We start from the raw sequence: 9666 nt of genomic DNA, 5'->3' as shown, positions 1-9666 counted from the left end.
CATTTACGGGCCTGCGGGGGCTTTGTCGTTCAAGCGGGATGGCCAACGCGTATTCACTCCAACAGGCCTTTCGCTCGTCGGAGTTTTGTTTTATGCGTTACTCGTACTCGCCTTGCTTTGGTGGGCATCGCTGCCCTAACCAGCCGCTGAAGCGGACGCCTTACGTCGCCGCTTACCTTTAACGTTAGACCGCCCGATGCGCCGTCGAGCACAATAGCAACCCATGCTCGCATTAAAGTCTGTGGAAGTACAAAACTTCCGGTCCATCGTGGGAATGCCCCTGCGAATGGAGTTTGGCAATCTGACCGCGATCGTCGGACCAAACAACTCCGGAAAATCGAACATCCTTCGAGCATTGAACTTATTTTTCACGGGCCAGGTTGAGGGCGCTCCCTACACGACAGACCTTGACTACCCAAAGGGTGGGAATCTGTCGAAAGGAGATCAGACGAAGATCACCGTGACGGTCTCCTATGAGCTAAAGAAGGAAGTCCTGATTGCCCGCGCCCTAGATGAACTTGAAGCTGAATCCACCCAAGGCCGTCTGGATGGCGAGCTCCTTTCGCTTCGGCTTTCTTATTCCAAGCACGGCGTCGAATCTTGGCAGTTCATCGGAAAGCTCGGCGTTAAGAACATCAACCGGACTCTGATCGAAAAAGTTCGCGATGCGGTCCGTCAATCCGTGGCGTTCAAGTACATCCCCGTCGGCCGCGATTCACTGGAAAGCATCAACCGGGAGATTGGGTCTGAGTTGATCCGCACCATCTTCAGTGGCTGGAGCGGAGCTACGAAGAGCAGACGAGAGATCAACGCCGCGATTGAAGTCCTTATGCAGAAGCTGCAGCCAGAGTTGGAGTCAACCTCCAACTCTGTAACGCATTCTGTACGTGAGGTGTTCAAGGAGATTCGTCATTTGAAGCTTCGGCTCCCATTCTCAAACTTGGAGGAGATGCTTCCGAGTTTGACTGCGGTGATAAGCGACACCGCCGAGACCGGCGTTCGGTCGAAGGGGGCGGGGATACAGACCAGCAGCTTGATCTTTCTCCTGAAGTTTCTTGCCGACAACCATCCCCAGCGACATAACGCGAGGGTGACATTTATATGGGCCATCGAGGAGCCTGAATCCTTCCTCCATCCCAGCAAGCAGCGCGAGATGGCAGGGGTCATGGCACGCTTCGCGCAAGAAGTTCAAACTGTTATCACAACTCACTGTCCGCACTTCGTTGTTCGTGACAAGGTCGCTTCCGCTACTTGGGTCGTAGACAAACACTCCGCCAGTCCTCACTCGACCTATGTGGTGGGCAAAGACTATGACCTGGCGCGACAGACCCTCGGTGTCACATTGCTGGACTCGATGGCTCTCTTTCCATTGAATGTCGTTGTAGAAGGTCCTAGCGACGAAATTCTCCTGGCAGGCGCGTTGAAGAAGTTGGCAAGTGAGTTTCCAGTCCCTTCATACGACGTGAAGTTCTTTCCAGCAGGCAACGCGACTTCAGCGACCTACCTCTTCGAATCGCTCCGCACCTACAGTGATGGTGCCACTACGATTCGTTTGATCATCGACGGGGACACGGCGGGCGCGAAGGCGCTGGCCGGGTTGCTCGGGCGAGCGAAGCGCGATGGAGCGACTTGGAAGGCAAATACCGACTACTTTCAGCTTCCAGTCGACACTGAGAATCTGTGCTCCGATCGAGTGAAGCGGGCCTTGGCCAAAGAGCGTCCTGCACAGGTCGAGCTTGTAGAAGACACGAACGACAACATCACCGCCTTTTCCTTTCGCGAAACCTTTAAGAAAGGATTGGCTGAACGTGCAGTAGAACTGTCGGGAGCGCCAGATCTTGCCGGCTTCAGAAAGGTTCTTGCCCGTGTTTTCGCCAGCATCTCGACGACAGAAGATTCAGCGGTCTAACAGGTCGTTCGACGCGGACGCCCGGCGGCGGTCCTTCGCTTCGCTCCGATCCTTTCCGCCGGTCGCCGGTCAACTCCGACGTTAGGTGCCACAAGTAAGGTTATGCCCATGGAACGGATGGCAATTTATGGATTTAGCTGTATCGGCATAAATGGAGTCTTTTTAATCCTTTTGGCAGAGCGTCTCGGGTGGCCGACATTCAAAGACTTTATGTTGCATACCGCCACTGCAGCATGGGTCCAAGCTGTCGGATCGATCGGCGCGATATTCGCTGCTGCCTGGGTGGTTTATCGGCAGCATTCACTCGCTGAGCAATCACGCCAAGTAGAACAAGTCTCGGTTAAGGTAGATTCGGTCAACGGAATGATGCTCGTGCTGATGCGTCAGTTGAATGCTCTGTTGGCATATCGCAAACAGATCCTCGAACCCGAACGGGCGAATACTGCGCGGCACTTCGCGTTGCCGCCAGTTCTTCCCTTAAAGCTTAGCAACTTGCAAGTTGACTGGGCGCAGTACGCATACTTCGCTCGAACGGCGGCGGCCGAAGCGCTCATGCAGCTTATCTTGGCCCACGACGCCTTCCACTCGGCTGTAGATGCAATCAACCAGCGAAATCAAGTGCACCGTGACGAGCTTCAGCCCAAGATTGAGGTCAGCGGTATAGATATGGAGCAGGGTGTGTCCGGAGATGTCCTTGCAAAGGCTGTTGGCTTGCGCCTTACACATACCATGAAAGCTGGAACAGATTCCATCTACGAGCTGGTAGACCTCGCGATTCAGCTCTTGCAGGTCGCCGGCAAGGAGGCACCAAAATCAATTCAGTCTGTGTATCCCGGCCGCCCGATAAACGGCTTTGGAATAATATAAGTCGGCTAATGCGTGGTCGCCGTTGCGCCTAACCCTTTACTCGAGCGGACGGTTTTCAGCAGGCTGCGCCTGCTTCCAACCGCCGCTCATGTTGAACGTTAGGCCGCGTGGACCACCATTCGTTGTACCTCGTTCCTTCTACCACCCTCCGACACATGAAGCGCACCTTGGTTTTGGCGATCCCTGCACTCTTCCTAGCGGCCTGCGCGAGCCCGCCTCCCGTTGTACGTCCCGAGCTCCAGTATGTCGAAGTCCCACCTCTCAATTCCGTAGCAACGGCCGAGATTGGCGAGACACTTGTTGCGAAAGGGAAGCTCTACGTTTTTGACGGCTTAGAGCTTCAAGAACGAATCACCGACAACGGATTCGCTAGGGAGTACTACATTGAACCCAGTGCCATGCGTCTGGAACGCATTGACGAGGCTGGTAATCAATATTTCCTTCCACCTATGGACTCGTACTTCGTGAACGATAAGACGTTCGGCCGCCGCGTGCGCCCGAGCAACGCCTATTTGGTTCGCAAGAAAGATGGCGCGCTTGAATTGATTGGCTACTACGACCTCACTAGCGCAGGCAAAATATCGCCCGCTCAACCGCGACACAAGGTGGGCAAGGTTATAGACCGCAAGCAACCGAACTTTCGCCAAGAGCTGCTCTACGGCGGCCGCGTGGGCAACCAGATCAAGCTCACGTACCGCGAGTTCTCCGACGACTTTGTGCGTCCCGGTTTTGCGCAAGAAGCTCAATATGATCTTGGCGCTGACCAAACCATTGGTTTCAAGGGCGCACGTATCCAGGTGCTTGAAGCGACCAATACCACGCTGAAGTACAAGGTTCTCAAGTCGTTCCCTGATGTGCCGTGAGCACGGCTACCGTCGTCAATCCACGCAAGACGCAGCCTAACCCGTCGTTGCACCCGACCTGCTACGGCTGGCTTCGCCAGCCTCCGCCCACGGGTGAACTCCAACGTTAGGCGGAACGGCTCCTATATGCGCTTTGCTGCCTTGACGTTGAAAACGCTGCCGGTTTTTCTTTCACCGCGGCGGTCGGTGCCGTCCTGATGGCTACCCCTTGAACACCTTCCTGAAAGCCGCCGCAGCCTTCAGCACAGTCAGCTCGCTGACGCTGTGGTTCCTGTACTTCACCCTGTACTGGTTTCGGCGCGAGAAATTCGCGGGAGCCGGCCGGTACTTCGACGAAGCGACGCTCGTGGTCCATCACGAGCAGACCGGCGTGCTGCTGCTGCCGGCGGTCGTGCTTTCGGTCATTGCTGTCGTGCTCGGGCGCGGGTTGTTGAAGACTCGCCCGGGGCGGATTGCCGGGTCGCGGCTCGAGGCAGATGCCGCTCAAGCGGCCGACGACTCGGCCCGCGGGTAAGCGCGAAACGCCTCAGGGATTTCGCCGCCCCGCGCCGGCCGTGACCCACGGCCCCGTCTGCCCGTTCACGCCGCACTGCCACAGGGCTTCGGCATCCGCCTCTTCGGCCACGCCTTCGGCATGCACCGTCGTGCCCAGGCCGTGAAGCATCCACACGAGCCCCCGCACGAATTCCGCGCGGCGCGGCTCGGCGGCGAGGCCGGTGACCAGCCGACGATCCAGCTTGACGTAATCGAGGTGGGCTTCGTACAGCCGGTCGATGCGCCCCAGCCGCTCGCCCGCGTGTTCGAGGCCGACGCGCACGCCGAGTGGATGGGCCAGCCGCGACAGCTCGCGCACCAGCGGCAGCCGGTCGACCGCGACGCGCTCGCCGACTTCGAGCGAGAGCGCCCTCGCCGCCTTCGGCTGGCCGCCCAGCAGCTCGTGCAGCGCGGCCATGAAGTCGCCGTCGGCGAGCGATTCGGGTGCGAGGTTGATCGCGCGCGGCTGGCCGTCCTGCCCGATCGCGCGCAGGCCGAGCCGCACGGCCGTCAGGTCAGCTTCGGCGACGAGGCCGGTGCGGATGGCCCAGGCGAGCCAGCGCGCGGCGGGCAGCTCTTCGCCTTGCAGGCGCAGCCGCAGCGGCGCTTCGAGGTGCAGCAGGCTGCCGTCGCGCGCGACGACCGGGAAGGTGCCGAGCCGCGCATCGCCTTGCGCCAGCGCGGTGGCGATGCGCTCGCGCCAGACGGATTCACCGGCCGCGGCTTCGTGCAGCGCGTCGCTGCGCGGCACGTCGACGAACAGCGCACGGTCGCCATCGGGCCGCACTTCGGCCTGGGCGAGCGCGGCGTCGGCTTCGCGCATCAGGTCGGCGGCCGTAGCGCCGGCCGACCAGGCGATGGCGCCGAGGGCCAGCGGGGCCGGCGGCAGATCGCCGACCGGCACGCTCATGGCCGCGTGCAGCTCGGCGGCCAGCGCGGCGAGCGGCTGCGTGGCCGAGGCGCCGGTCACCACCGCGAAATCCGAGCCGTTGAGGCGGCCGATGCGCACGCCCACCGGCATGCCGGGCCGGCCGCCGAGCTGCGCGCGCAGGCGCTCGGCCCAGGCGGCGAGCCAGCGATCGACGGCGTGATGGCCGTGGCGCCGGTTCATTGCGGCGAGCTCGGGCAGGCGCAGCAGCATCAGCGAGCCGCCGGCCGCCGGCGCGGGCGACGCGAGCAGCGCATCGAGCTCGGCGAAGAAGTGATCGCGTTGCGCGAGGCCGGTGATTGCATCGACCTGCGCCGCATGGCGCAGCGCGTCGAGCTGGCGGTCCTGCTCGCCGAAGATGCTTTGCAGGCGCCGCACCAGCGCGTTCATCGCGGCCGACAGGCGCTTGAGTTCGGGCACGGCAGGCTCGGGCATCGTGACGAAGCGGCGTTCGATCAGCGCTTCGGCCTGCGCCACCGTCGTCTGCAGCGGCTTGCGGATGCGCCCCAGCACCAGCGCGCCGGCCACGCCGAGCAGCACGCCGACGCCGGCCAGCCACAGCGCCGAGCGCAGGCTTCCCTGCCACAGGTCGGCATGCGCGAAGCGCGCGGTGCTGACCACTTCCAGCTGGCCGAGCGGCTGCCAGCCCTGCGACACCTGCGCGATGCCGGGCGGCGATTCGATGGGCGCGAGCCGCACGAACCAGCCCGGCGCCTCGCTGGGCACCTGCGCGGCGCGGCGCTCGACGAGCACCCTGCCCTCGGGCGCGACGAGCCGGATGCTTTCGTAGAAGCCGGTGTCGAACTGCGCGGCGATCAGCAGCTCGGCCGCGGTCGCGCTTTCGCTTGAATCGCCGCGTTGTTGCGAAAGCGCGAGCGCCAGGGCCTGCGCGTTGTCGCTGTTCTTCAGCGCCAGTGCCGTCTGCAGGTGATGGCGCGCGGCGCTCACGCTCACGGCCGTGCTGCCCACCGCGCCGAGCACGACGGTGGCCACGAGCAGCAGCCAGAGTTGGCGGATCAAAGACATGGTCGTTCAGTGTGTCGGCGGCGAACGCGGCGCGATCGTCAGAAGAGGCCTTCGGCGCGGGCCTTGGCGAGCAGATCGCGCCAGCGCGAGAGCCGGCTCACCGCGTCGCCGGCGGCCGGGCCGCTGGTGCCCTGCCACAGGCCTTCGGCATTGAAGCTGAAGACGGGGGTGAGGTCGGGCCGCTCGGTGGCGGGGCGGATCTCGCCGTCGAGGTTGTCGAGGATCAAGGGTTGCGCGCCCGGCTTCTCGGTGTAGGCCAGCACCATGTGCGCGCGCGCGCCGCCGCCCATCGCCGCGCGCACGTACACGAGCCGCAGCTTCGCCGGCGCGACGCCGGCGGCGATCGCGCCGAAGTACTTGGCGCTCGCGTAGTCCTCGCAGTCGCCGAGGCCGCGCGCGAGCGATTCGACCGGGCTCGCCCAGTGATCGACTTCGCCGCGGGCGTCGAGGTCTTCGGCATAGGCGATCTGGCTGTTGAAGAAGCGGTTGAGGCGGGCCAGCCGCTGCAGATCGTCCGCGCCCTGCACCGCCGCGAGCTCGCGCTGCAAGGCCCGCACGCTCTCGACCGCTCGCGGGCCGTGGCGCGCGGCAGCCGCGAGCATGCGGTCGCGGTCCCAGGCCCACAGCAGCAGCGCCGGCAGCAGCAGAAGCAGCAGCGCGATCACCGGGCCGAGCGGGCCGCGCCGTGGCCGCGTCGCGCGCGCGGAGACGGCGACGGGCACGGCGAGCGCGAAGCCGAACGACATCGCAGGGATGTCGGCCTCGAACCGCGCGGCTTGAGCGGCGAAGCGCGGTTGCGGGCCGTGTGCTGCGGCCGTGCAAACCGATCGCGTTGCTTCCTGTTGCAGATATCACTGAGAGGCCGGGCGTTGATGCGTGTGTCCCTTCATTGCACTGCGCAACTGCCGATGGCCGACAGGACGCCGTGACAATTCGCGCCGCCCGGCGCCATCGCGCGCATGAGAGGAAAAACAGTGACCTTGCCGCATCGAAGCCGCCCCTTGATTCCGACCACCTGCATCGCGCTGGCCGTTGCCGCCTGCACATCGCTTGCGCACGCACAACCGGCCTCGGCGCCGGCGACCGACGAGCTCCGCGCCGCGGCGCAGAGGGCGATCCAGACCAACCCGGAAGTCACGGCCCGCTACAACGCCTTTCGCGCGGCGACGAACGAGGTGGACGTTGCGCGCGGCGCCTACTACCCGAGGGTGGACGTGAACGCCGATGTCGGCAGCACCCGCGACCGGGTCGACAACCGGGTGCCGGAGGACCAGACGCTCTCGCGCCGCGGCGTCGGCCTGAGCGTGACGCAGCTGCTGTGGGACGGCCTCGCGACGCAGAACTCGGTGAGCCGCTTCGGACACGCGCGCGTCGGCCGCTACTTCGAGTTCCTCGACTCGACCGAGCAGACGGCGCTCGAAGCCGCCCGCGCGCACTACGACGTGCTGCGCTTCCGGCGCCTGGTGCAGTTTGCCGAGGACAGCTATGTGCAGCACAAGCTCACCTTCGATCAGATCCAGAGCCGCGTGCGCGCCGGCGTCGGCCGCGGCGTCGATCTCGAGCAGGGCACCGCGCGGCTCGCGCTCGCGCAGTCGAACCTGACCACCGAGATCGCGAACCTGCACGACGTGACCTCGCGTTACCAGCGCGTCGTTGGCGTGGCGCCGCCGGCGCAACTGGCGCTCGACGCGGGCCTGAGCCAGGGCCTGCCCGCGAGCGCGGCCGAGGTGCAGACACAGGCGATCACGCGCAACGCCGCGGTGAGTGCGGCGGTCGAGAACCTGCGCGCGCTGCGCGCGCAGTCGCGCGGCACGCGCAGCGCCTTCCAGCCGATCGTCGAGGCACGGGCGCGCGCCAACGAGGGGCGCAACCTCTTCGGCATTTCCGAGCAGCGGCGCGACGTGACGGGCGAGATCGTGCTGAGCTGGAACCTCTTCAACGGCGGCAGCGACCAGGCGCGCGTGCGCCAGTTCGCCGACCTCGTCACGCAAGCCACCGACTTGCGCGACCGCGCCTGCCGCGACGCGCGCCAGACCGCGTCGATCGCCTTCAACGACACGCAGAAGCTGGCCGATCAGATCAAGCTCCTGCAGATCAACGTCGCCTCGATCGAGAAGGCGCGCGACGCCTACCGACAGCAGTTCGACATCGGCCAGCGCAGCCTGCTCGACCTGCTGAACGCCGAGAACGAGGTCTACACCGCGCGGCGCGCGCTGGCGAACGCCGAGCACGACCTGCGCATCGCCTACGCGCGCACTTTCGCCGCGACCAACGGCCTTGCCGGCGCGCTGGGGCTGTCGAAGCTGGACACCGGCGCGGCGCTCGAATCCGACTGGGCCAGCGGCGAGGACGCGGCGATGCGCTGTCCGGTCGCGCCGGCGGACATCGTGCCGACGCGGCTCGATGAACTGGACGCGCGCGCGAAGGCACTTGCGGCCAGCCGGCCGACGCCCGCTGCGCCTGCGCCGGCGGCTTCCGCGCCGGCGGCTTCCGCGCCGGCTGCAACGCCACCGAAACGCTGAGCCGCCAGCCGGTCGCGCGAAAGGCCTCGGCTACACTGCGCGCCTTCGGGGCGTAGCGCAGCCTGGTAGCGCACTTGCATGGGGTGCAAGGGGTCGCGAGTTCGAATCCCGCCGTCCCGACCAGCGATGAAAAGGCCCGGTTGCTCGATGCAACCGGGCCTTTGTTTTCCGGTTCAGCGCGCGATCAAGGCACGAGCAGCTGGCGGATCGACATCAGCTCTTCGCGGATCGTGCGGTCACCGGCGGCGGGGCCGAGGTCGACGCGGTTCTTCGCGCTCGTACCGGCGACGACCGCGGCGGCCTGAAGCGCTTCGGCTTCGTCCTCTTCGACGCCATCGGGCAGCGACTCGGGTCCCGGCAGCTTCGACTCGGCGAGCCGGTTGCGCGCGCCGCTGATCGTGAAGCCTTCTTCATAGAGCAGCTCGCGGATGCGGCGCACGAGCAGCACTTCATGGTGCTGGTAGTAGCGGCGGTTGCCGCGGCGCTTCATCGGGCGCAGCTGGGTGAACTCCTGCTCCCAGTAGCGCAACACGTAGGGCTTCACGCCGCAGAGCTCGCTCACCTCGCCGATCGTGAAGTAGCGCTTGGCGGGGATCGGCGGAAGCGCCTTTTCCATTGCAAATCAACGGTGAGCAGCGAATGACTTGAGACTCTACTCGAAGTCGTCTCCGGCCGGTGTCTCGCCCTGGACGATGCTCTTGAGCTTGTGGCTGGCGTGAAAAGTGACCACGTTACGCGCCTTGATCGGGATGGCTTCACCGGTCCGCGGGTTGCGCCCGGGCCGCGGCGCCTTGCGGCGGATCTGGAAGTTGCCGAAGCCCGAAAGCTTCACGTCTGTGCCCTCGACCAGCCGGCCGTGGATCAGCTCGAAGAAGGCCTCGACCATGTCCTTCGACTCGCGCTTGTTGAGGCCCAGGCGCTCGAACAGCAGGTCGGCGAGCTCGGCCTTGGTGAGCGTCGGCGTCTCGATCGTCGGCAGCAGCGTCTTGTCCATCGGCTCCCTTTCTTGTTCTTCGG

The 9666-nt window shown here is 64.8% G+C and carries 9 protein-coding genes and 1 tRNA gene; 6 read left to right on the top strand and 4 right to left on the bottom strand.

The window, feature by feature from the left end:
* Nucleotides 1-223 precede the first annotated feature (223 nt).
* The 4 genes from VFR90_RS13385 to VFR90_RS13370 all read left to right on the top strand — a co-directional run bounded on the left by VFR90_RS13385 (nt 224) and on the right by VFR90_RS13370 (nt 4153).
* Complete coding sequence (locus VFR90_RS13385) at nt 224-1909, top strand: ATP-dependent nuclease (protein WP_326406639.1); 1686 nt, start codon at nt 224-226, stop codon at nt 1907-1909.
* Between the two features lie 108 nt (nt 1910-2017).
* On the top strand, nt 2018-2776 hold the full coding sequence (locus VFR90_RS13380) for a hypothetical protein (RefSeq protein WP_326406638.1): 759 nt from the start codon (nt 2018-2020) through the stop codon (nt 2774-2776).
* A 155-nt stretch (nt 2777-2931) separates the two neighbouring features.
* Nucleotides 2932-3639, top strand: a complete 708-nt coding sequence (locus VFR90_RS13375) for a hypothetical protein (protein ID WP_326406637.1) — start codon at nt 2932-2934, stop codon at nt 3637-3639.
* A 208-nt stretch (nt 3640-3847) separates the two neighbouring features.
* Entirely contained in the window at nt 3848-4153 is a 306-nt protein-coding gene (locus VFR90_RS13370; RefSeq protein WP_326406636.1) for a hypothetical protein, read from the top strand.
* Nucleotides 4154-4165: 12 nt separating this feature from the next.
* On the opposite strand, the gene VFR90_RS13365 is transcribed toward VFR90_RS13370, so the two are convergent.
* Both VFR90_RS13365 and VFR90_RS13360 read right to left on the bottom strand, forming a co-directional pair.
* Nucleotides 4166-6127 carry a bifunctional diguanylate cyclase/phosphodiesterase gene (locus tag VFR90_RS13365; RefSeq protein WP_326406635.1) on the bottom strand — a complete coding sequence of 654 codons (1962 nt, stop codon included), beginning with the start codon at nt 6125-6127 and terminating at the stop codon, nt 4166-4168.
* A 38-nt stretch (nt 6128-6165) separates the two neighbouring features.
* Complete coding sequence (locus VFR90_RS13360) at nt 6166-6873, bottom strand: transglutaminase-like cysteine peptidase (protein WP_326406634.1); 708 nt, start codon at nt 6871-6873, stop codon at nt 6166-6168.
* Nucleotides 6874-7128: 255 nt separating this feature from the next.
* Between VFR90_RS13360 and VFR90_RS13355 the strand changes: the two genes are divergently transcribed.
* Together VFR90_RS13355 and VFR90_RS13350 are read left to right on the top strand one after the other, a co-directional pair.
* Nucleotides 7129-8649: a TolC family outer membrane protein gene (locus VFR90_RS13355; RefSeq protein WP_326406633.1), complete on the top strand. Its 1521-nt coding sequence runs from the start codon at nt 7129-7131 to the stop codon at nt 8647-8649.
* A 46-nt stretch (nt 8650-8695) separates the two neighbouring features.
* Nucleotides 8696-8772, top strand: a tRNA-Pro gene (locus VFR90_RS13350).
* Between the two features lie 61 nt (nt 8773-8833).
* Here VFR90_RS13350 and VFR90_RS13345 read toward each other — a convergent pair.
* Nucleotides 8834-9265 (bottom strand): MerR family transcriptional regulator, encoded by a 432-nt coding sequence (locus VFR90_RS13345; protein WP_326406632.1) that lies wholly within the window; start codon nt 9263-9265, stop codon nt 8834-8836.
* Between the two features lie 36 nt (nt 9266-9301).
* Complete coding sequence (locus VFR90_RS13340) at nt 9302-9643, bottom strand: integration host factor subunit alpha (RefSeq protein ID WP_326406631.1); 342 nt, start codon at nt 9641-9643, stop codon at nt 9302-9304.
* Between the last annotated feature and the right edge of the window lie 23 nt (nt 9644-9666).

The sequence above is a fragment of the Methylibium sp. genome, assembly GCF_035762065.1.
GTDB lineage: Bacteria > Pseudomonadota > Gammaproteobacteria > Burkholderiales > Burkholderiaceae_C > Methylibium.
The sequence above is the reverse complement of the archived record's forward strand: the minus strand, read 5'-3'. Positions and strand labels throughout refer to the sequence as shown.

What these genes read in the sequence shown, in the direction of transcription:
- VFR90_RS13385 (WP_326406639.1), top strand. Translation starts at nt 224, where the DNA reads ATGCTCGCATTAAAGTCTGTGGAAGTACAAAACTTCCGGTCCATCGTG.
- VFR90_RS13380 (WP_326406638.1), top strand. Translation starts at nt 2,018, where the DNA reads ATGGAACGGATGGCAATTTATGGATTTAGCTGTATCGGCATAAATGGA.
- VFR90_RS13375 (WP_326406637.1), top strand. Translation starts at nt 2,932, where the DNA reads ATGAAGCGCACCTTGGTTTTGGCGATCCCTGCACTCTTCCTAGCGGCC.
- VFR90_RS13365 (WP_326406635.1), bottom strand. Translation starts at nt 6,127, where the DNA reads ATGTCTTTGATCCGCCAACTCTGGCTGCTGCTCGTGGCCACCGTCGTG.
- VFR90_RS13360 (WP_326406634.1), bottom strand. Translation starts at nt 6,873, where the DNA reads ATGTCGTTCGGCTTCGCGCTCGCCGTGCCCGTCGCCGTCTCCGCGCGC.
- VFR90_RS13345 (WP_326406632.1), bottom strand. Translation starts at nt 9,265, where the DNA reads ATGGAAAAGGCGCTTCCGCCGATCCCCGCCAAGCGCTACTTCACGATC.
- VFR90_RS13340 (WP_326406631.1), bottom strand. Translation starts at nt 9,643, where the DNA reads ATGGACAAGACGCTGCTGCCGACGATCGAGACGCCGACGCTCACCAAG.